Genomic DNA, 20,877 nt, shown 5'->3' with positions numbered 1-20,877 from the left:
ACATGAACGAGCCATTCCGATTCCCGACGAGAAGAGAGCACCGCATGGACTTCCTGCGTCCCGCGAGCTGGGAGGAGGCGCTCGCCGCGAAGGCGGAGCATCCCTTCGCCGTGCCCATCGCGGGTGGTACCGATGTGATGGTCGAGATCAACTTCGACCAGCGTCGTCCCGATGTCCTGCTCGACCTGAACCGCGTGGCCGAGCTCCAGGAGTGGGAGGTGGGGGACATGGGGAAGGGCACCGTGCGGCTGGGCGCGAGCGTCCCCTACACCCGCATCATGGAGCACCTGCGGCCGCAGCTGCCGGGCCTCGCCCTGGCCGCGCACACCGTCGGCTCCCCCCAGATCCGCAACCGCGGCAGCGTCGGCGGCAACCTCGGAGCCGCCTCCCCGGCCGGCGACGCGCACCCGGCGCTGCTGGCCGCGGGCGCCGAGGTCGAGGCCGTCTCGGTGCGCGGCACCCGGATGATCCCGGTCGAGGAGTTCTACACCGGCGTCAAGCGCAACGCGCTCGCCCCGGACGAGCTGATCCGCGCCGTCCACATCGAGAACGCCGACGGCCCCCAGCAGTTCTCCAAGGTCGGCACCCGTAACGCGATGGTCATCGCGGTCTGCGCCTTCGGTCTCGCCCTGCATCCCGCCACCCGCACGGTGCGCACCGGCATCGGATCGGCGGCGCCCACCCCGATCCGCGCCACCACCGCGGAGGAGTTCTTGAACGCGGCACTGGAGGAGGGGGGCTTGTGGGACAACGGCCGGATCGTCCCCCCGGCCGTGGCCCGGCAGTTCGCCGAGCTGGTCGCCGCCTGCGCCAGCCCCATCGACGACGTACGCGGCAGTGCCGCCTACCGCCGCCACGCGCTGACCGTCATGGCCCGCCGCACCCTCGGCTGGACGTGGGACGAGTACCGCGGCGGCGCCCGCGGAGGGAAGGAGGGCCCCCGATGCGCGTGACCTTCACCGTCAACGGCCGCCGGCAGGAGGCCGACGACGTCTGGGAGGGCGAGAGCCTGCTGTACGTCCTGCGCGAGCGGATGGGCCTGCCCGGCTCCAAGAACGCCTGCGAGCAGGGCGAGTGCGGCTCGTGCACGGTCCGCCTGGACGGCGTCCCGGTGTGCGCCTGCCTGGTCGCCGCCGGACAGGTGCAGGACCGGGACGTCGTCACCGTCGAGGGCCTGGCGCGGTACGCCGAGGAACGCGCGTCGGGCGCCCCCGGCGGCGGCACCGGCCTGGGCGCCGCCCGGCAGTGGCAGGCCCACCCCGATGACCCGGCCACCGCCCTGTCGCCCGTCCAGCAGGCCTTCCTCGACGCCGGCGCCGTGCAGTGCGGCTTCTGCACCCCCGGCCTGCTGGTCGCCGCCGACGAACTGCTGGAGCACAACCCCCGGCCCACCGACGCCGACATCCGCGAAGCCCTGTCCGGCAACCTGTGCCGCTGCACCGGCTACGAGAAGATCCTCGACGCGGTCCGCCTCGCGGCCGCCCGCACCGGGGCGGAGGAATGACCGCGATGGGCGTGACCCGTACCCCGAGGCCGACCACCCAGGGCAGCGAGACCAAGGGCGGCATCGGCGAGTCCACGCTGCGCCCCGACGGCCTCCTCAAGACCACCGGTGAGTTCGCCTACGCATCCGACCTCTGGCACGAGGACATGCTGTGGGGGCACACGCTCCGCAGCCCGCACGCGCACGCCGAGATCGTCGCCGTGGACGTCTCCGCGGCCCTCGCCCAGCCCGGCGTGCACGCGGTCCTCACCCACGAGGACCTGCCGACCGAGGTGAGGCACTACGGGCTGGAGATCCGGGACACCCCCGTCCTGGCCCACGGCCGGGTCCGCCACCACGGCGAGCCGGTCGCGCTGGTGGCCGCCGACCACCCGGAGACGGCGCGCCGCGCCGCCGCGAAGATCCGGGTCGAGTACCGGCCGTTGCCCGTCGTGGTGGACGAGGCCACCGCGACCGCACCGGACGCGCCCCTCCTGCACGAGGGCCGCACCGACCACTACATCGGCCACGTCCCGCACCCCAACATCGTGCACCGGCAGCCGATCGTCCGCGGCGACGCCGAGGAGGCGGCCCGGCGCGCCGACGTCGTCGTCACCGGCGACTACGAGGTCGGGATGCAGGACCAGGCCTTCCTCGGCCCCGAGTCGGGACTCGCGGTCCCGGCCGAGGACGGCGGCGTGGACCTCTACATCGCCACCCAGTGGCTGCACGCCGACCTGCGCCAGATCGCCCCCGTCCTCGGGCTGCCGGAGGACAAGGTCCGCATGACGCTGTCCGGCGTGGGCGGCGCCTTCGGCGGCCGCGAGGACCTGTCGATGCAGATCCACGCCTGTCTGCTGGCGCTGCGCACCGGCAGACCGGTGAAGATGGTCTACAACCGCTTCGAGTCCTTCTTCGGCCACGTCCACCGCCACCCGGCGAAGCTCCACTACGAGCACGGCGCCACCCGTGACGGCAGGATCACCCACATGAAGTGCCGGATCGTGCTCGACGGCGGCGCCTACGCCTCCTCGTCCCCGGCCGTCGTCGGCAACGCCGCATCGCTCGGCGCCGGCCCGTACGTCATCGGCGACGTGGACATCGAGGCGATCGCGCTCTACACCAACAACCCGCCCTGCGGGGCCATGCGCGGCTTCGGCGCGGTCCAGGCGTGCTTCGCCTACGAGGCGCAGATGGACGGACTGGCCGCCGCACTCGACATGGACCCGGTGGAATTCCGGCAGCTCAACGCCATGTCGCAGGGCGCGGTCATGCCCACCGGCCAGGTCGTGGACTCCCCGGCGCCGGTCGCCGAACTCCTGCGCCGCGTCAAGGCGATGCCGATGCCGCCGCAGGCGCAGTGGGAGAGCGCCGGCGGCGCGGTCGACGTCCGCGCCCTGCCGGGGGGTCTGTCCAACACCACGCACGGCGAAGGCGTCGTACGCGGCGTCGGCTACGCGGTCGGCATCAAGAACGTCGGTTTCTCCGAGGGCTTCGACGACTACTCCACCGCCCGGGTCCGCCTGGAGGTGATCGGCGGCGAGCCCGTCGCGACCGTGCACACGGCGATGGCCGAGGTCGGCCAGGGCGGGATCACCGTGCACGCGCAGATCGCCCGCACCGAACTCGGCGTCACCCAGGTCACCATCGACCCGGCCGACACCCGGGTCGGTTCGGCCGGCTCCACCTCCGCCTCCCGGCAGACCTATGTCACCGGCGGCGCGGTGCGGCACGCCTGCGAGGTCGTGCGCGAACAAGCCCTGGAGATGGGCCGGGCCAGGCTCGGCACCTTCCATCCGGCCTGGGCCACCGCCGAACTGCTGCTGGAGAGCGGCAAGGTGGTCACCGACGGCGGCGAAGTGCTGGCCTCGCTGGCCGAGGTCCTCGGCGACGAGGTCATCGACGTCGAGCGGGAGTGGCGGCACCGCCCGACCGAGCCGTTCGACCTGCGTACCGGCCAGGGCTCCGGCCACGTCCAGTACTCCTTCGCGGCGCACCGCGCGGTCGTCGAGGTCGACACCGAACTCGGTCTGGTGAAGGTCGTCGAACTGGCCTGCGCCCAGGACGTCGGCAAGGCGCTCAACCCGCTGTCGGTCGTCGGCCAGATCCAGGGCGGCACCACTCAGGGACTGGGGCTGGCCGTCATGGAGGAGATCATCGTCTCCGACGGGGCCGAGGTCAGGAACCCGTCGTTCACCGACTACCTGATCCCCACCATCCTCGACACGCCGCCCATCCCGGTCGATGTGCTCGAACTCGCCGACCACCACGCCCCGTACGGGCTGCGCGGCGCCGGCGAGGCGCCCACGCTGTCCTCCACCCCGGCGGTCGTCGCCGCCATCCGTGCGGCGACCGGACTGCCCCTCAGGCGTGTGCCGGTACGACCCGAGCACCTGACCGGTACCTGACGCAGGGTCAAGGAGGCCTCCGCCATGCTGGACATCGCCGACGAGCTGCACCGCTGGGCGGGGCAGGGCAGACCGTTCGCCGTCGCGACCGTCGTCGAGGTCGGCGGCAGCGCCCCCCGGCAGCCCGGCGCGGCCCTGGCCGTCGACGCCGGGGGCACCGCCGTCGGCAGCGTGTCCGGCGGGTGCGTCGAGGGCGCCGTCTACGAGGTGTGCCGGGAGGTGCTGGAGTCCGGCGGCCCGGTGCTCCGGCGTTTCGGCCACGCCGACGACGACGCCTTCGCCGTCGGCCTGACCTGCGGCGGCGTCATCGACGTCTTCGTCCAGCGGATCGACCCCGGCACCGAAGCGCACTACGCCGCCGCACTGGCCGCCGCGGTCGCCGGGGACGCGGTCGCGGTGGCCAGGGTCGTCCGGGGACCGGACGCGCTGCTGGGCAGAGGCCTGCTCGTACGCCCCGGCGGGGCGTACGAGGGCACCTTCGGCGACCCGCGGCTGGACCGTACGGCGGCCGCCGAGGCCCGCGCGCTGCTGGAGGCCGGACGCACCACGACCGTGCACATCGGCACGGACGGCAGCCGCTGCGGCGAACCGGTGACCCTGCTCGTCGAGGCCGGCGTCCCCCCGCCGCGCATGCTGGTGTTCGGTGCCGTGGACTTCGCCGCCGCCCTCGTGCGGGCCGGCCGGTTCCTGGGGTACACCGTGACGGTCTGCGACGCCCGCCCGGTCTTCGCGACCGCGCGCCGCTTCCCCGACGCCGACGAGGTGGTCGTCGACTGGCCGCACCGCTACCTCGAACGGACCCCGGTCGACGGCCGCACCGTGGTGTGCGTGCTCACCCACGACGCCAAGTTCGACGTGCCGCTGCTGGAGCGCGCCCTGCGCATGCCGGTCGGGTACGTCGGCGCCATGGGCTCCCGCCGCACCCACGAGCAGCGCCTGGAGCGGCTGCGCGCGACGGGCCTGGAGGAACGGGAGCTCGCCCGGCTGCACAGCCCCATCGGACTCGACCTCGGTGCCCGCACCCCGCAGGAGACCGCGCTGTCCATCGCCGCCGAGATCGTCGCCCACCGGCGCGGGGGCTCCGGCGTGCCGCTCACCGGCGGGCGCGCCCCCATCCACCGCGACGACGCCGGACCCGCGGTACCCGCCGCATCCGCCGCACCGGCGGTCGGCGTCACCACTCCGGCGGCGTGACCGGCGCGAGCGCCTGCTCCGCCCAGATGACCTTGCCCTTGGCGGTGTGGCGGGTACCCCAGCGCTCGGCGAACTGGGCGACGAGGAAGAGACCCCGGCCGCCCTCGTCCATGGTGGCCGCGTAGCGCAGGTGCGGGGCGGTGCTTCCGGCGTCGGAGACCTCGCAGATGAGTGTCCTGTCCAGGATCAGCCGGACGTGGATGGGCTCGGCCCCGTAGCGGATGGCGTTGGTGATCAGCTCGCTGAGCAGCAGCTCGGTGGTGAAGGACAGCTCCTCCAGGCCCCAGCCCGCCAGTCGGCGTGCCACCGCCGCCCTGACCCCGGAGACCGCCGCCGGGTCGCCCGGCACATCCCACTCGGCGACCCGGTCGCCGTCCAGCACCCGGGTGCGGGCCACGAGCAGTGCGATGTCGTCGGCGGGGTCGGACGGCAGCATCGCGTCGAGCACGTCCCGGCAGATCGCCTCGGGGTCCCGGCCCGGGGGGTCCGCCAGTGCGGCGCGCAGTCGTTCCAGTCCCTCGTCGATGTCGCGCTCGCGGTCCTCGACGAGGCCGTCGGTGTACAGGACCAGGGTGCTGCCCTCCGGCAGCACCAGTTCCACCGCCGCGAAGGGCATCCCGCCCAGGCCGAGCGGGGGTGCCTCGGGCAGTTCGAGGAATTCCACCGCGCCGTCGGGGCGCACCACGGCGGGCAGCAGATGCCCCGCGCGGGCCAGGGTGCACGCCCCGGAGACCGGGTCGTAGACCGCGTAGAGGCAGGTGGCGCCGGAGACCACGGCGCCGCCGGGGCCGTCCGCCGCGCCCGCATCGGCATCGGGGAGCTCGTCGGGCTGGTCCATCCGGCCGACCAGCTCGTCCAGGTGGCTCAGCAGCTCGTCCGGCGGCAGGTCCAGGGCGGAGAAGTTGTGCACCGCCGTGCGCAGCCGCCCCATCGTGGCCGCCGCGTGCAGCCCGTGCCCCACCACGTCCCCCACCACCAGGGCGACCCGGGCCCCCGGCAGCGGGAGCACGTCGAACCAGTCGCCGCCCACCCCCGCCTGCGCGGGCAGGTAGCGGTAGGCCGCGTCGATCGCGTTGAGCCGGGGGAGCTTCTGGGGCAGCAGACTGCGCTGGAGGGTCTCCGCCATGGTGTGCTCGCGGGTGAACCGGCGGGCGTTGTCGATGCACACCGCCGCGCGTGCCGCCAGCTCCTCGGCCAGCGACAGGTCGTCCTCCTCGAACGGCGGGCTCTCCTGCGAACGCCAGAAGTTGACGATGCCGAGCAGCACGCCGCGCGCGCTCAGCGGCGCGCAGATCAGGGAGTGGATGCCGAAGGACAGCACCTTGGCGTTGCGCTCCGGGTCCTGCCGCCGCCAGCGCGGGGAGTCCGCGAGGCACGGTTCCAGGACCGCGCGGCCGCTCGCCAGCCCGGCGGCCTGGGGACTCGACGGCTCGACCACCACCGGGTGCCCCTCCGGGGCCAGCGGTGGTGCCGGGCGCACCCCGTTCACCGCGACCCGGCGCATCGTCACGGCCGGGCCGGGCCGCAGCGGCTCCTCGCCGTGCAGCACCGGTTCGGCCAGGTCCACGGTGACGTAGTCGGCGAAACGCGGGACGGCGACCCCGGCGAGCTCCTCGGCGGTGCGGGTGACGTCCAAGGTGGTGCCGATCGCCACGCTCGCGTCGTACAGCAGCCGCAGCCGGGTCCTGGCCGTCTCGGCGCGGCCGGACAGGGCGCGCAGCTCGGTGGCGTCCCGCAGGGTGGCAACGAAGCCGGGAGGGCCGCCGTTGCGGTCGGTGGGACGGTTGTTGAGCACCAGGAGGCGGTCGCCGGCCGGCAGCACCTCGTCCGTCACCGTCCGGCCCGAGGAGAGCAGTTCCCGGGCCCGTTCCTCCAGACCGAGGTCGCCGACGGGCCGGCCCTCGGCGTCCGCGGGCAGACGGAGCAGCCGCCGCGCCTCGTCGTTGGCGAGCTGGAGCCGCCCCTCCCCGTCGAAGATGAGGACGCCCTCGCGCACCGCGTGCAGCACCGCGTCGTGGTGCTCGTACATGCGCGTCATCTCCAGCGGCCCGAGGCCGCCGGTCTGGCGCAGCAGCCGTCTGCCGATCAGCCAGGTGCCGCCCATGGCGAGCGCCATCGCCACGGCCGCGGTGCTCAGAAGGATGGGCAGCATCTTGTTGACCACACCGCCGACCTTGGCGATGGTGATGCCCGCCGACACGATGCCGACGACCTTGCCCTGGGCGTCGAACACCGGAACGTTCGCCTGGACGAGCGGTCCGAGGGTGCCCGTGATGGTCTCCGTCACCACCTCGCCGCGCAGCGCGGGACCGATGTCGCCGACGAACTTCTCCCCGATGCGGTCCGGCTCGGGGTAGGTGTAGCGGGTGCCCTCGGTGTCGGTCACGACGATGAAGTCGACGCCGGAGCGTTTGCGGGCCTCCTCCGCCCTCGGCTGGAGTACCGCCGAGGGGTCGGACGACGTCAGTGCCTGGGCGACCCCCGGGGCGCTGGCGAAGGCGCCGGCCACGGCCACCGAGCGGTTGCCCACCTCCTGCCGGCTGTCGTGCTTCGCCTGCACGAGCAGTTCGACCACCGCGGCGGCGACCAGCAGGAGCACCACCACGACCTGCAGCAGGAAGACCTGGCCGGCGACGCTGCGTCCGGCCAGCAGAACACGCAGGCCCCGAGCCGGCGGTTTTCGCGATGCCTGCTGGTCGATGGGGCCCGCCATAGGGCTATGTCTACACGCACGGAACCAATGAGGCGACTGGTACGCCGCAGTACGGTCCTGGGCCGCGGCGGGAGCGTTCGCCGCCGGTGAGGAGCTCCCGACGGCAGGCACGGTACGGCCGGCCCGGCTCTCCCCGCGGCCGGGAAGCTATGTGGCTCCTCACGGGTCCGATGGTGGTGCGAACAGGTGAATTGCCGAAGTTTTCGGGCAGTCATAGCGTGGATTCATGGCTATCGCCACCACGAGTCCTGTGACAGGTGAGGTCCTCAGGAGGTTCGATGAGCTGACTCCTGAGGGACTCGAGGACAAGCTCGCCCGGGCGGCGGCGGCGGCCGCCGCGTACCGGCTGACGAGCGTCGAGGAGCGGGCGGAATGGCTGCACCACGCGGCCGACCGCCTGGAGAAGGAGGTCGAGAGCGTCAGCGCGATGATCACCTCGGAGATGGGCAAGACCTTCCGCGCGGCGGAGGAAGAGGTGGTCAAGTGCGTGCACGGACTGCGTTTCTACGCCGCCGAGGGGCCCGCGTTCCTGCGGGACCTGGAGGCCGACGCCGGGCGCGTGGGCGCGAAGCGGGCGTTCGTGACGTACCAGCCGATCGGCGTGGTGCTCGCGGTGATGCCGTGGAACCTGCCGTTGTGGCAGGCCATGCGGTTCGCCGCGCCCGCCCTGATGGCGGGGAACGTGGGTCTGCTCAAGCACGCCTCGAACGTGCCGCAGTGCGCCCTGTACCTGGAAGAGCTCTTCCATGACGCGGGCTTCCCTGACGGTGTGTTCCAGACGCTGCTGATCTCCGCGGGCAGGGTCGAGCAGGTGCTGCGCGACCCGCGGGTGGCGGCCGCGACGCTGACGGGCAGCGAGCCCGCGGGGCGGTCCGTGGCGGCCATCGCCGGCGACGAGATCAAGAAGGTGGTCCTCGAACTGGGCGGCTCCGACCCGTTCATCGTCATGCCCTCCACGAACCTGGAGCGAGCCACCGATGTCGCGGTCAGGGCGCGGTGCCTGAACAACGGGCAGTCCTGCATCAACGGCAAGCGCTTCTTCGTGCACCAGGACATCGGGGACGCGTTCACCGACATGTTCGTGACGAAGATGAGCGCGCTGGTGGTGGGCGACCCGATGGACGCGGCCACCGACGTCGGTCCGCTGGCCACGGAGTCCGGCAGGCGGGACGTGGAGTCCTACGTCGACGACGCCGTCGCCAAGGGCGCGACGGTGCTGCTCGGCGGCGAACGGCCGGACCGGCCCGGGTGGTACTACCCGCCCACCGTGCTGACCGGTACCACGCCGGACATGCGTATGTACCACGAGGAGGTCTTCGGCCCCGTGGCGCAGGTGTGGGCGGTGCCCTCCTTGGAGGAGGCCCTGCGGGAGGCCAACGGGCACCCCTACGGCCTCGGGTCGAACCTGTGGAGCGAGGACGCGGCCGAACGCGAACTGTTCGTCCGCGACGTGCAGTCGGGCATGGCCTTCATCAACGGCAACACGACCAGCTACCCGGAGATCCCCTTCGGCGGCGTCAAAGGCAGCGGCTACGGACGCGAGCTGTCCGGCCTCGGCATGCGGGAGTTCATGAACGCCAAGACCGTCTGGATCGGGCAGGACGCCTGAACTCCGTTTCACCGGGCGGCAGTCGGCGGACGCAGGGGCCGGAACCCACCGCCGGCGCGACCACCGCCGCATCTCGGGGGCCGCGTCCACCGTGACGTCGTTCCTCGACTGTCCCGACATCGTCCAGCGCGACGACGCGCGGCGGAGGCGCCAGGCGGGCGCCTCCGCCACGATGCCGCTTGTTCAGCCGCGCAGGGGCGCCAGGGCGTTGCTCCAGGCGACGACCTCGTCGATGAGGGTCGACAGGCCGGCCGCCTGGTGCTCACCGGGGGCGAACTCGGAGAAGTTGACGAAGTCGGTGAAGAGCGACAGCGCGACCTGAGTGCGCACGTCCGCCATCTTCAGCTCGCCGGCGATCAGCCGCAGGTGCTCGGCGGCGCGGGCGCCGCCGACGGAGCCGTAGGACACGATGCCGAGGGCCTTGTTGTTCCACTCGGCGAACAGGTAGTCGATCGCGTTCTTCAGCACACCCGAGGTGGAGTGGTTGTACTCCGGGGTGACGAAGATGAAGCCGTCGAAGCTCGCGATCTTCGCGGCCCACTCCTTGGTGTGGGCGTTCTGGTACTGGCCCATGGCCGGCGGCATGGGCTCGTCGAGGTGGGGGAGCGGGTAGTCAGCGAGGTCCACCAGCTCGAAGGTCGCGCCGCCGTCGTGCTTGCCGGCCTGCTCGAGGACCCAGTGGGCCACCTTCTCGCCGTTGCGGCCGGGGCGGGTGCTGCCGAGGATGATGCCGATCTTGGTCATATCGGGAAATCCTGCTCTGTGCATGGGGGAATGATCTTGAAGCTTCAAGTGAAGCATCTCCTGAACTGTAACAGACGGACTTGAAGCTTCAATGTCGTCGGCTAGCCTGGTCCCCATGACGAAGAACCCGGACGAGTCGCAGGACGAGGTGGCGGCGGAGCCGCGCTGGCTGCGCGGCGACGAGCTGGCGACCTGGATGTCGATGGCCCGGGTGCTGACCCTGCTCCTGCCGGCGCTGGAGCGACGACTGGAGCGCGACGCCGACCTGAACTGGATGGAATACCACGTCCTGGCGAAGCTGTCCGAGCAGGACGGCCACACGATGCGGATGAGTGGGCTGGCCGACCTCGCGAGCTCGTCCCTGTCGCGCCTGTCCCATGTGGTCAAGCGTCTGGAGGGGCAGGGCTTCGTCCGTCGCGAGACCGATCCGTGCGACGGCCGGTACACCAATGCCACGCTCACCTCCGAGGGCTACGGGAAGCTGGCGGCGTCGGCGCCCGCGCACGTCGAGGCGGTCCGCAGCCTGGTCTTCGACACCCTGGAGCCCGGCGAGGCCGAGTCCCTCAGGTCCGCCTTCGACCGCATTTTCGCCGCCGTCGACGCGGCCGACCGCGAGTGCTGACGTCGAGTGCTGACGTCGAGCGACATGGAGAGGGGCGCCGCGGGTGGCTCGTGGCCGACCCGCGGCGCCCCCGGCGCTCCCTGACGGTTCGTCAGGAGTTCGTGGGGCGGCGGCCGGCCATGCGCCCGCCGTGCGGCGGGAGCGGCAGCGGCGGGCCTGCCGCGGTCGCCGCGGTCGCCATGACCGCGGCGGCGGCCTTCCTTGCACGGATGCGCCGGGACATGCGGCTCCTCAGGTGCCGGTGGGGGGACGCGCGGCTGCCGGTGGGGCGGCAGGGGAACCCGCGCGAACGGCACGGTCCGAGCCGGTGTCGTCTGCGACCGTGGAATGAAGCGACGAGGTGCACACGGCGCCTCGCGGTGCTGAACTGCTGTGCTGCGTGCGTGACTTACGCTAGGGGCGACGCGGCGGCCCCTCAACGAGGGATGCCCCTCGCATGGTTGCGTAGGGAAATCCCTAAGTCACTCACAGGCACCGGATCCGGCCGGATCCCGCCGCCGCCCCGTTCGCCGGAGCGCGCCCGGGCCGCCGGGGTCAGCCCGCGCGGCGGCCGGCGGCGAGGCGGACGATGTCGACCCGCGAACGGATGCCGAGCTTGCGGTAGACGCGGGTGAGCGTCGCCTCGACGGTCTTGACGCTGATGAAAAGCGTCGCCGCGATCTCCCGGTTGGTGGAGCCCTCCAGTACCAGGGCCGCGACTTGGCGCTCCATCGTGGCCAGTCCCTCCAGTTCCGGGGGAGCGGCCGTGGGCGACTGCGCCGCGGGACCGACGTGGCCGAGCCACGGCAGGGCCTTGGCGCGGCGGAAGAGACGGGCCGCCTCGTCCAGCGCGGCGTGGGCGGCGGAACCGTTGCGGCGGTCGGCCTCGACATGGGCGAGGGCGAGGACCGCCCGCGCCTCCTCCAGGCCGTAGCCCAGCCCGGAGAGCCGCTGCCGTGCGTCGGTGAGGACGGCCACCGCGCTCTCGGCGTTGCCGCGGGCTGCCAGTAGCGTGCCCTCGGCGCGCTCCAGCACGGCGAGGACGCTGTGCCGCCGCAGCCGGACGGCGTGCACGCGGGTCTCGTCGATGACCTCGCGTGCCTCGCCGAGCGCGCCGGTGAGGACGAGGGCCTCGGCCAGGTCGCCCTGCCAGCGGCCGCGGGCGGGTTCGGTCACGCCCATCTCGCGTTCCAGTTCCCGCACCCGGCGCAGCGCCTCCACCGCGCCCTGCGGGTCCGCGCCGACCAGCCGCGCGTGCCCGAGCGCGTACAGCGCCCGCGTCATGTACGGCATGTCGCTGTCGGCCTCGGCCCGCCGCACCGCGTCCCCGGCCAGCGACAGGGCGCGCTCCACCGTGCCGCCCCCCGCCTCGGCCAGGGCGGCGATCTGGAGCGCGAAGCCCTCGCCGATGCCGATGTCCTCGGCCAGCCGCAGGCTCTCCCTGGCCAGTTCGAGGGCCGTTCCGCAGCGGCCGGAGCGCAGCTCGATCTCGGCGAGACTGCGTACCGAGTAGACCTCGCTCTCCACCGCGCCGCGCTGTCGCGCCTCACCGACCAGCCAGGTCAGCGCGGTGCGCGCCTCGTCCAGCTGATCGCTCATCAGCAGGTAGCGGGAACGGATGTAGACCGGGCCGTTGTGGTTCATGGCGACCCCGGGGTCCTGCGGTTCCGCGGAGGCCAGCGCCAGTGTCGCGGCGGCGTCCGGGTGGCCCATCGTCGTCTCGTTGAGGGCCTTGAAGGACAGCGCGAGAATTTCGGTCCGCCGGTCGCCCGCCTCCGCGGCGAGCGCCGCCGACCGGGTGGCCTCGGCGCGGGCCCGGATCATCTGGCCGTCCATCAGCGCCCGCCAGGCCAGCTGGTAACGCACCAGGCCCTGCAGGCGCGGGTCGTCGCCGGCGTCCGCCAGAGCCTGCGGATACACGTCGTCGACCTCGGACAGTGCCTGGCCGACAGAGTCGATCACCACGATCCACGCCCGCACACGGTCGGCCGGTTCCATCGCGACCGCGAGCACCTCGCGGGCCGTGGCGCGGGCCAGCTCGGGCTCCGCGGCGGTCAACGCGTCCTCGGCGGCCCGCAACCGTTGCTGGTGGACGGTCGGGACCGCGCCGGCCGGGGTGTGCCGGGCCGCCAGCAGTCCGAGTTGCGCGGCCATCGAGGGTGCCCCGCGCAGCCGCGCCTCGTCCGCGGCCTCGGCGAGGCTCGCCGCGACCCGCCGGTCCTTGCCGGTCGTCGCCAGCGCGAGGTGCCGGGCGCGTTCGATCGGGTCGCCGGCCGCCGCGGCGAGCGCGGCGTGGGCGCTGCGCCGGTCCTCGGGGGCGGCCTCCGCGTACAGCGCCGCGGATATCAGCGGGTGGGCGAAGCGGATCAGCCCGCTGTGGTCGTGGTCCATCTCGACCAGGCCGAGCGAGGCCGCGACCCCTGTCTCGCTCTCGGCGTTGGCCCGCCCGGCGCTGCGCAGGGTCGCGAGGGTGGGGCGTGCCCCCGCGCTGGCGATCAGCAGGGTGCGCCGGGTCTCGGCGGACAGCATCTCCAGCCGGTTGAGCACGAGCGCGCGCAGCGAGGTCGGCACCGGCAGCGGCTCGCCGGGCTGCGGCGGCGTCCGGCTCTCCGCCAGTGCGCGGCCCAGTTCCAGCGCGAACAGCGGATTGCCGCCGCTGGTGACGTGGATGTCCCGGACGACCGCGCGCGGCATCCCGGTGTGCCCGCGCGCTTCGAGGAGTTCGGACACCTGGGGGCGGGACAGCGGCGTCACGCGCAGCGTCAGCGCGTCCTGCGGGAATGCCCACAGATAGCGTTCCTGCTGGTCCTGCGGATCGGCGTCGGTGCGCACGGCGCCGAGCACCCGCACCGGCAGTCCCGCCACGCGGCGGGCCGCGAACGCCAGCAGTTCGGCGCTCGCCGGGTCCATCCACTGCAGGTCGTCCACGACGATCAGCACCGGTCCCCGCGCGGCGAGCGCGCGCAGCACCGACAGCACCGCCAGCCGCAGGGCCAGGCCGTCCCGTTGCAGCGAGGACTCACCGCGACCGGTCAGTGCCGACTCCAGCGCCGCGCGCTGCGGGGCCGGCAGGCCCTCGGACACCTCGCCGGCGACGAGCCCCAGCAGATCGACCAGGGCGAGGAAGGGGAGATGGGACTCCGATTCCGTCGCGGAACACCGCAGCACGGCGGTGGCCCCGTCGGCGCATTCGGCCGCGAGGGTCCGCAGGACGGTGGACTTCCCGATTCCGGCCGGGCCGTACAGCAGGAGGCTGCCCCCGTCGGCCACATGACCGCGGGCGCGCGCGAGGACATCGCCTCGCCCAATCACCTGGTCAGGTCGGGGTCGGGCCGGCACGTCGAAGGCCTGCTCCACGGTCGCCGCTCCCCTCGGTTGTGTTCGGGACAATATTAAGCAAAGGGCCATTGAATCCCGACAGGTCCGTGGCTGGCAGAGTTTAGTGATTGTCCGCTATGCGGAATATCCCTGTGGCGCAGGATTTATATCCGGTGATGAGGGACCAAGTCAGGAAAAAGCCGAGAACCGCTCCGTCCTGACACCCTTTCCGTATCCCCCGGCGCCCGGCGGATGTCCTCGACGCACTACGCCGACGTCACCGCTTCCCGGCGGCCCGCGCACTGCGCCATACGGGCGGGCTTGACGCACGGCGACGTGTCGCGGCGCCCCGGCGGTGTCCCGTGGCCGATCGTCGCAGAGGGAATGGTGACGGAGCGTCAGCCCCGCCCATGCCGTGGCCGCCGCCACGCCTCCAGCGGCGGCCACGGATCTGCCACCGCTCCACGGCGCGGAGGCTACGGCAGCAGCCCCGCCCGGCGGGCCGTGACCACCGCCTCCAGACGACTGTGCGCGCCGAGCTTGCGCATGGCGGAGCGCAAATAGCTCTTGACGGTCTCCGGGCGCACCCCCAGCCGCTCGGCCGCCGCAATGTTGGTGGCGCCGCCGGCGACGCAGGCCAGGACGTCGATCTCGCGGGCGGACAGCGGCATGGGCCGGGCGCCGAGGTCGGGCGGGGCGGCCGACGCGAGCGACGCGGTGGCCAGCCGGCCGCAGGCGGCGAGCAGTTCCTGGCGCAGCAGGGGATCGGTGACGCGGTGGGCGAGGGCGCGCAGCTCCCCATGCGCCTCGCGGACCTCCTCCCACGCCGCCGGGTCGCCCGCCGTCGGCTGGCGGCACGTGGACAGCAGGCGCTCGGCCTCGTCGCGCACCACGAGCCGGTGCTCCAGTTCACGGGCCGCCTCGACGGCGGCACTGACCGGGCGGTCGCCGAGCGCGGTCGGGTGGCGCAGCGCGCCGTACAGCACACCGCGCACCCGGCGGCGTACCACCACCGGCACCGCGAGCACCGAGCGCAGCCCCTCGGCGGCCACGGCGCCGTCGTACTCGTGGCTGATCACCCGGGAGGCGCCGTAGTCGGTGACCGCCAGCGGCCGGCCGAGCGCGATGGTCTTTCCGCCCAGGCCGTTGCCAAGGGTGACGGCGAGCCCCTGCAGGGAAGCGGTGGCGGTGCCGGACAGCTCGGATATCCGCAGTTCACGGGGATCGGGGAGCAGCCCGCCGAAGGCCACCGGCAGCCCGCTGGCGTGCCGCATCCGCAGCAGCGCCGCCCGCAGCTCGGCCGCCTCGCCCGTTCCCGTCCCGCTTCCCGGCATCTCCCCGCGCTCCTTCACCCCCGATCGGGGGTAGTGAGAGCTCTGTCGCTCACCACAGGATGCTACTGAGGGGGCAGGCAATAAGGAGGACACATGGCGGCAACCAGCCGGACAGACGAGTTCCGGTCGGCCCGGGACTTCCTGCTGCGCCACCGGGAGGACTACAAGACGGCATACGAGGGCTTCCGCTGGCCGCGGCCCGAGCACTTCAACTGGGCGCTCGAGTGGTTCGACGTGATCGCCGAGGGCAACGACCGCCCGGCACTGCACATCGTCGAGGAGGACGGCTCCGAGACCGTGGTCTCGTTCGCCGCCATGTCCGAACGCTCGAACCGGGTGGCCGGCCGGCTGCGCGAGTGGGGCGTGCGGGCCGGCGACCGGATCGTCGTCATGCTCGGCAACCAGGCCGAGTTGTGGGAGACCGCGCTGGCCGCCATGAAGCTGCGCGCCGTGGTCATCCCGGCCACACCCCTGCTCGGGCCGGCCGACCTGACCGACCGCGTGGAGCGCGGGCAGGCCCGCCATGTGATCGTCCGCTCCGCGGACACCGCCAAGTTCGACACCGTGCCGGGCGAGTACACCCGGATCGCGGTCGGCGGCGCGCCCGACGGCTGGCTCGCCTACGAGGACGCGGCCGGCGCCCCCGCGGACTTCACGCCGGACGGCGAGACCCGTGCCGACGAGCCCCTGATGCTCTACTTCACCTCGGGCACCACCGCCAGGCCCAAACTCGTCGAGCACACCCACCTGTCCTACCCCGTGGGCCACCTGGCCACCATGTACTGGATCGGCCTGCGCCCCGGCGACGTCCACCTCAACATCTCCTCGCCGGGCTGGGCCAAGCACGCCTGGTCCAACCTGTTCGCGCCGTGGAGCGCCGAGGCGACCGTCTTCATCCACAACTACACGCGCTTCGACGCGGGCCGCCTCATGGCCGAGATGGACCGGGCCGGCGTCACCAGCTTCTGCGCCCCGCCGACCGTCTGGCGCATGCTGATCCAGGCCGACCTGACCGAGCTGCGCACCCCGCCGCGGGAGGTCGTCGCCGCGGGTGAGCCGCTGAACCCCGAGGTCATCGAGCACGTGCGGCGCGCCTGGGGGCTCACCATCCGGGACGGCTTCGGCCAGACCGAGACCGCCGTCCAGGTCGCCAACCCGCCCGGCCAGCCGCTCAAGCCGGGGTCGATGGGCCGCCCGAGCCCGGGGTACGTGGTGGAGCTGGTGGACCCCGTCACCGCAAAGCCCGGCGACGAGGGCGAGATCTGCCTGGACCTGTCCGCGCGCCCGGTCGGCCTGATGACCGGCTACGCCGGGGACCCGGAGCGGACCGCCGAGGCGATGGCCGGCGGTTACTACCGCACCGGCGACATCGGCTCGCGCGACGCCGACGGCTACATCACGTACGTGGGGCGCTCGGACGACGTCTTCAAGGCATCCGACTACAAGATCAGCCCGTTCGAGCTGGAGAGCGCCCTGCTGGAGCACGACGCCGTCGCCGAGGCGGCCGTCGTCCCGTCGCCCGATCCGCTGCGGCTGGCCGTGCCGAAGGCGTACGTCGTCCTCGCCGAGGGCTGGGAGCCGGGCGCGCAGACCGCGGCCGCGCTCTTCGCGCACTCGCGGGAGGTGCTGGCCCCGTACAAGCGGGTGCGCGTCCTGGAGTTCGCCGACCTGCCCAAGACCGTCTCCGGCAAGATCCGCCGCATCGAGCTGCGACAGCACACCGCCGAGGGCACCACCGGCACCGAGTACCGCGAGGAGGACCACACATGACCCCACCCGTGGCACCGCTGGAGGCCGAGCGGCCCGTGGAACCCTCCTACGCCTCCGGTACCGGCACCACCCCGTTGCTCGGCGACACCATCGGCCGCAACCTCGACCGCGCCGTGGCCGCCTGGCCGGACCGCGAGGCGCTGGTCGATGTGGTCAGCGGCCGCCGCTGGACGTACGCGCGGTTCTCGGCCGCCGTGGACGACGTGGCGCGCGGCCTGCTCGCCAAGGGCGTGGGCAAGGGCGACCGGGTCGGGATCTGGGCGGTCAACTGCCCGGAGTGGGTGCTGGTCCAGTACGCCACCGCCCGCATCGGCGCGATCATGGTCAACATCAACCCGGCGTACCGGGTGCACGAACTGGCCTACGTCCTCAATCAGGCCGGCATCGAGGTCCTGGTCTCCTCGATGGCGTACAAGGACAGCGACTACCGGGCCATGGTCGACCGGGTCCGCCCGGAGTGCCGGTCGCTGAGCGAGGTCGTGTACATCGGCGACCCCACCTGGGACGCGCTCGTGGCGGCCGGTGCCCATGTGCCGTACGGGCAACTGGCCGAGCGCGCCGCCGAACTGTCCTGCGACGACCCGGTCAACATCCAGTACACCTCCGGCACGACCGGCTTCCCCAAGGGCGCCACGCTCTCGCACCACAACATCCTCAACAACGGCTTCTTCGTGGGGGAACTGGTCGCCTACACCGAACAGGACCGGGTCTGCCTGCCGGTGCCGTTCTACCACTGCTTCGGCATGGTGATGGGAAACCTCGGCATCACCTCGCACGGCGCCTGCATCGTCATACCGGCGCCCACCTTCGACCCGGCGGCCACGCTGCGGGCGGTGGAGCAGGAGCGCTGCACCTCGCTGTACGGGGTGCCGACGATGTTCATCGCCGAGCTCAACCTGCCCGGCTTCGCGACCTACGACCTGTCCTCGCTGCGCACCGGCATCATGGCCGGCTCGCCGTGCCCGGTCGAGGTCATGAAGCGGGTCGTCGCCGAGATGCACATGGCCGAGGTCGCCATCTGCTACGGCATGACCGAGACGTCGCCGGTCTCCTGCCAGACCCGCCGCGACGACGACCTGGAACGCCGGACGGGCACGGTCGGCAGGGTCCTGCCGCACACCGAGGTCAAGGTCGTCGATCCGGGCGGTGTGACCGTCCCGCGCGGCGTGGCGGGCGAACTGTGCACCCGCGGGTACTCGGTGATGCTCGGTTACTGGGACGAGCCCGGGAAGACCGCAGAAGCGATCGACGCGGGCCGCTGGATGCACACCGGCGACCTCGCGGTGATGCGCGAGGACGGCTACCTGCAGATCGTCGGCCGCATCAAGGACATGATCATCCGCGGCGGCGAGAACGTCTATCCGCGCGAGATCGAGGAGTTCCTGTACGGGCACCCCAAGATCGCCGACGTGCAGGTGGTCGGCGTCCCCGACGAGCGCTACGGCGAGGAGATCCTCGCCTGCGTCATCCTCAAGGACCAGGCCGACGCGCTCACCGTCCAGGATCTCGCCGACTACTGCCGCGGCCGGCTGGCGCACTACAAGGTGCCCCGCCATCTGCGGATCATGGAGTCCTTCCCGATGACCGTGAGCGGCAAGGTGCGCAAGATCGAACTGCGGGAGTCCTTCAGCCCGCGGTGATGTCCGCGGCAACGTCCGTCGTGTCTGCCGCCGCCTCCGCGATCCGGCGCGCCACTTCGCGCGGCGGTACGCCGGTGGTGTCCACCACGGTGCCCGCCCCGCGCAGCCACGGCAGGGCCGCCTCGTATTCCGCGAGGTGGTCCAGCCGCCACTGCCGGGCGCCGGTCTCGACGGTGTCCTGCTCGATGCGCCGGGTCAGGACCGCGCTGTCGGCGTGCAGCACGAAGTGCCGCACGGGCAGGCCGCGTCGGGCCAGGCCGCCCTGGACCTCGGCCCAGTAGGCCTCCACGATCACGGTCTGCGGCACGATCAGCGGACCGCCGAGGAAGCGCTGCACCTGCGCGATCGACTCCACGGCCAGCGTGCGCCACGGCGGCCACTCCTGGAAGTCGCGCACGGGCGCGGCCTCTGCGAGTACGTGCCGGAGCATGAACCCGACGTGTTCGGTGTCGAAGACGTGCGCCCCCGGCAGTACGCGGCACAGCTCCGCGGAGGTCGTGGTCTTGCCCGCGCCGAAGGTCCCGTTCAGCCAGATGATCCCGCCCATGCGGACATCATGGCAGTGCCCGCAAGGGCCTGGCCGTGCGTCAGCAGCGATCGAGGACGGCGATGACGTCGTACGCGTCCTGTTCCCCGGGCCAGCTCCCCGCGCTGACCGTGAGTGTCCAGCCCCGCTTGGCGAAGGTGACGGAGGTCGCCGACCGGTCCCGTGCGCGCTCGAGTCGCCGCCAGCCGTGCCGGCGCAGCGCCGCTCGGACGCGGGCGGCGGCACCGGGTGGCTCCACCGGTCCCGCGGCATGCGTGATCAGGCAGTCCTGTCGCAGCGGCCGGCCGTTCCTGCCGGTCCCGGCGACCAGCATGGCCATGGCGATCTGCCTGTCGGGCGCGGCGTCCGCCTCGTCCACGACTGCGGACAGCTCCGCCGTGACCGCCGCTCTGGTCATCGGTTTCTCCGCGATCGCCGCGTCGCCGGCCGTACCCCACACCGCGGCCGCCGCCATCGCCGCGACCGCAGCCCGCCTCGTCCCGCGCACCTGTGACCTCCGGCGTGCTTCAGACGTCGCTGCTCGGGGAGCCATCGCCGTTGTTCCTGACCAGGCACAGGACGTACCGGGTGGACCCGTGCTTCTCGTAGTAGGCGGCCACGCTGCTGGGGTAGGCGCCGCAGAGGCTGGTGTCGCCGGTGTCCTCGAAGCGTCCGACGACCTTGAACTGGGCCTTGGCGGAACCGCAGTCGACGACCGAGACGTCGGGGAAGAGCGCGTCGCCGTCGGCGTGCACGCAGTCGCCGACCGCGGCGAACTCGGGGTCGTCGTGGAGGAAGTACCAGAGCCCCGCCACGATCGCGAACGGGATGAGCAGGCCGAGGGCGACCGGACGCAGGAAGAGCGGTCTGCCGGGATCGGCGGGCCTGCGCGGGGCGCCGGGGACGGGCTCGCCGAGCCGCTTGACCTTCGCCCACTGCGGCAGATTGAGCAGCATGGTGATGGGGTTGATCACCATCGAGGGAGCGCCCCACCAGCCCTGCACCAGGCTGTCGCCGGTCATCTTGCGGTGCGCGGCGAGGCCGCAGGACCGGCAGAACGTGCCCCTGATCTTCAGCCGCCGCATGAGGACGACCATGCCCTGGTGCCCCCGGAAGGTGGCGGCCGCCGCCGGCACCGAGCCGCAGAAGCCGCAGGAGGGGCCGTAGCCCGGTACGTCCACGCTCAGCGACTTCTGCGGCAGGTACGGCCATTGCGGCGGGTAGAGCGACGGCGGCCGCTGCGCGTCGGACTGCGGCTGGGTCTGCGGCTCGGGCTGTGGCGCGGGCGGCATCGGTGTGGTCACGGAGGTCCCCCCCGGGATCTGTGGTGCTGAGGTGCGGTGCTGATGCGCATGTGGAACCCCCGCACCCTACTGGCCCGTACGTGTGTTCCACCACGGATATCGGCTGCATCCGCGCTCCCTCTCCTTGACCGGTGCGCGCGGCACGCCCTATGTTCAATATAGTTCCACATAGCAAAAATATCTTTCCGCATGACGGAAAAATGAACATGGCTAGGACGCGACACCTGGACCGC

16 protein-coding genes are annotated in these 20,877 nt (G+C 72.6%); 8 read left to right on the top strand and 8 right to left on the bottom strand.

Going from position 1 to position 20,877, the window contains the following annotated elements; all coding sequences use genetic code 11:
* The first annotated feature begins 44 nt into the window (after positions 1–44).
* Genes RV983_RS09285 through RV983_RS09270 form a run of 4 tightly spaced genes read left to right on the top strand, consistent with a single transcriptional unit; the run spans position 45 to position 5,085 of the window.
* On the top strand, positions 45–953 hold the full coding sequence (locus RV983_RS09285) for an FAD binding domain-containing protein (RefSeq protein ID WP_475985316.1): 909 nt from the start codon (positions 45–47) through the stop codon (positions 951–953).
* Positions 944–1,504: a (2Fe-2S)-binding protein gene (locus tag RV983_RS09280; protein ID WP_475985315.1), complete on the top strand. Its 561-nt coding sequence runs from the start codon at positions 944–946 to the stop codon at positions 1,502–1,504. The genes RV983_RS09285 and RV983_RS09280 overlap by 10 nt, the downstream gene beginning before the upstream one ends.
* Positions 1,501–3,891: a xanthine dehydrogenase subunit D gene (pucD, locus tag RV983_RS09275; RefSeq protein ID WP_475985314.1), complete on the top strand. Its 2,391-nt coding sequence runs from the start codon at positions 1,501–1,503 to the stop codon at positions 3,889–3,891. Before RV983_RS09280 ends, pucD begins: the two co-directional genes overlap by 4 nt.
* A 24-nt stretch (positions 3,892–3,915) precedes the next feature.
* The gene (locus tag RV983_RS09270) at positions 3,916–5,085 is read left to right on the top strand and encodes an XdhC family protein (RefSeq protein WP_475985313.1); all 1,170 of its coding nucleotides are present in this window, start codon (positions 3,916–3,918) and stop codon (positions 5,083–5,085) included.
* On the opposite strand, the gene RV983_RS09265 is transcribed toward RV983_RS09270, so the two are convergent.
* Entirely contained in the window at positions 5,066–7,798 is a 2,733-nt protein-coding gene (locus tag RV983_RS09265; RefSeq protein ID WP_475985312.1) for a SpoIIE family protein phosphatase, read from the bottom strand. The genes RV983_RS09270 and RV983_RS09265 overlap by 20 nt on opposite strands.
* 226 nt (positions 7,799–8,024) lie before the next feature.
* Between RV983_RS09265 and RV983_RS09260 the strand changes: the two genes are divergently transcribed.
* On the top strand, positions 8,025–9,407 hold the full coding sequence (locus tag RV983_RS09260; RefSeq protein WP_475985311.1) for an NADP-dependent succinic semialdehyde dehydrogenase: 1,383 nt from the start codon (positions 8,025–8,027) through the stop codon (positions 9,405–9,407).
* Positions 9,408–9,590: 183 nt separating this feature from the next.
* Here RV983_RS09260 and RV983_RS09255 read toward each other — a convergent pair whose 3' ends face one another.
* Entirely contained in the window at positions 9,591–10,151 is a 561-nt protein-coding gene (locus RV983_RS09255) for an NADPH-dependent FMN reductase (RefSeq protein ID WP_475985310.1), read from the bottom strand.
* A gap of 115 nt (positions 10,152–10,266) precedes the next feature.
* On the opposite strand from RV983_RS09255, the gene RV983_RS09250 reads away from it, so the two are divergent.
* The gene (locus RV983_RS09250; protein WP_475985309.1) at positions 10,267–10,773 is read left to right on the top strand and encodes a MarR family winged helix-turn-helix transcriptional regulator; all 507 of its coding nucleotides are present in this window, start codon (positions 10,267–10,269) and stop codon (positions 10,771–10,773) included.
* Positions 10,774–10,864: 91 nt separating this feature from the next.
* Here RV983_RS09250 and RV983_RS09245 read toward each other — a convergent pair whose 3' ends face one another.
* The 3 genes from RV983_RS09245 to RV983_RS09235 form a co-directional block, all read right to left on the bottom strand.
* Positions 10,865–10,996: a hypothetical protein gene (locus RV983_RS09245; RefSeq protein WP_475985308.1), complete on the bottom strand. Its 132-nt coding sequence runs from the start codon at positions 10,994–10,996 to the stop codon at positions 10,865–10,867.
* Positions 10,997–11,307: 311 nt separating this feature from the next.
* Positions 11,308–14,160, bottom strand: coding sequence for an ATP-binding protein (locus RV983_RS09240; RefSeq protein WP_475985307.1), 2,853 nt, complete (start codon positions 14,158–14,160; stop codon positions 11,308–11,310).
* Between the two features lie 386 nt (positions 14,161–14,546).
* A complete protein-coding gene (locus RV983_RS09235; RefSeq protein WP_475985306.1) occupies positions 14,547–15,404 on the bottom strand; it encodes a helix-turn-helix transcriptional regulator in 858 nt (285 codons plus the stop codon).
* 93 nt (positions 15,405–15,497) lie between these two features.
* Here RV983_RS09235 and RV983_RS09230 point away from each other — a divergent pair, with 93 nt between their 5' ends.
* Positions 15,498–17,174 carry an AMP-binding protein gene (locus RV983_RS09230; protein ID WP_475985305.1) on the top strand — a complete coding sequence of 559 codons (1,677 nt, stop codon included), beginning with the start codon at positions 15,498–15,500 and terminating at the stop codon, positions 17,172–17,174.
* The gene (locus RV983_RS09225; protein WP_475985304.1) at positions 17,171–18,814 is read left to right on the top strand and encodes an AMP-binding protein; all 1,644 of its coding nucleotides are present in this window, start codon (positions 17,171–17,173) and stop codon (positions 18,812–18,814) included. Before RV983_RS09230 ends, RV983_RS09225 begins: the two co-directional genes overlap by 4 nt.
* Here RV983_RS09225 and RV983_RS09220 read toward each other — a convergent pair.
* Genes RV983_RS09220 through RV983_RS09210 form a run of 3 tightly spaced genes read right to left on the bottom strand, consistent with a single transcriptional unit; the run spans position 18,801 to position 20,644 of the window.
* Entirely contained in the window at positions 18,801–19,361 is a 561-nt protein-coding gene (locus RV983_RS09220) for an AAA family ATPase (RefSeq protein ID WP_475985303.1), read from the bottom strand. The two genes, RV983_RS09225 and RV983_RS09220, sit on opposite strands and share 14 nt — an antisense overlap.
* A gap of 40 nt (positions 19,362–19,401) precedes the next feature.
* On the bottom strand, positions 19,402–19,848 hold the full coding sequence (locus RV983_RS09215) for a hypothetical protein (RefSeq protein ID WP_475985302.1): 447 nt from the start codon (positions 19,846–19,848) through the stop codon (positions 19,402–19,404).
* Between the two features lie 19 nt (positions 19,849–19,867).
* Positions 19,868–20,644 carry an LppU/SCO3897 family protein gene (locus tag RV983_RS09210; RefSeq protein WP_475985301.1) on the bottom strand — a complete coding sequence of 259 codons (777 nt, stop codon included), beginning with the start codon at positions 20,642–20,644 and terminating at the stop codon, positions 19,868–19,870.
* Positions 20,645–20,877 lie beyond the last annotated feature (233 nt).

It is taken from the genome of Streptomyces sp. RLA123 (genome assembly GCF_056270165.1).
Note: the sequence above shows the minus strand (reverse complement) of the source record. Positions and strands in the feature narration are given on the sequence as shown.

Excerpts from the sequence above, each read along its gene's own strand:
- RV983_RS09285 (WP_475985316.1), top strand. The coding sequence starts at position 45 with ATGGACTTCCTGCGTCCCGCGAGCTGGGAGGAGGCGCTCGCCGCGAAG.
- RV983_RS09280 (WP_475985315.1), top strand. The coding sequence starts at position 944 with ATGCGCGTGACCTTCACCGTCAACGGCCGCCGGCAGGAGGCCGACGAC.
- pucD (WP_475985314.1), top strand. The coding sequence starts at position 1,501 with ATGACCGCGATGGGCGTGACCCGTACCCCGAGGCCGACCACCCAGGGC.
- RV983_RS09270 (WP_475985313.1), top strand. The coding sequence starts at position 3,916 with ATGCTGGACATCGCCGACGAGCTGCACCGCTGGGCGGGGCAGGGCAGA.
- RV983_RS09265 (WP_475985312.1), bottom strand. The coding sequence starts at position 7,798 with ATGGCGGGCCCCATCGACCAGCAGGCATCGCGAAAACCGCCGGCTCGG.
- RV983_RS09260 (WP_475985311.1), top strand. The coding sequence starts at position 8,025 with ATGGCTATCGCCACCACGAGTCCTGTGACAGGTGAGGTCCTCAGGAGG.
- RV983_RS09255 (WP_475985310.1), bottom strand. The coding sequence starts at position 10,151 with ATGACCAAGATCGGCATCATCCTCGGCAGCACCCGCCCCGGCCGCAAC.
- RV983_RS09250 (WP_475985309.1), top strand. The coding sequence starts at position 10,267 with ATGACGAAGAACCCGGACGAGTCGCAGGACGAGGTGGCGGCGGAGCCG.
- RV983_RS09245 (WP_475985308.1), bottom strand. The coding sequence starts at position 10,996 with ATGTCCCGGCGCATCCGTGCAAGGAAGGCCGCCGCCGCGGTCATGGCG.
- RV983_RS09240 (WP_475985307.1), bottom strand. The coding sequence starts at position 14,160 with ATGGCCCTTTGCTTAATATTGTCCCGAACACAACCGAGGGGAGCGGCG.
- RV983_RS09235 (WP_475985306.1), bottom strand. The coding sequence starts at position 15,404 with ATGCCGGGAAGCGGGACGGGAACGGGCGAGGCGGCCGAGCTGCGGGCG.
- RV983_RS09230 (WP_475985305.1), top strand. The coding sequence starts at position 15,498 with ATGGCGGCAACCAGCCGGACAGACGAGTTCCGGTCGGCCCGGGACTTC.
- RV983_RS09225 (WP_475985304.1), top strand. The coding sequence starts at position 17,171 with ATGACCCCACCCGTGGCACCGCTGGAGGCCGAGCGGCCCGTGGAACCC.
- RV983_RS09220 (WP_475985303.1), bottom strand. The coding sequence starts at position 19,361 with ATGGGCGGGATCATCTGGCTGAACGGGACCTTCGGCGCGGGCAAGACC.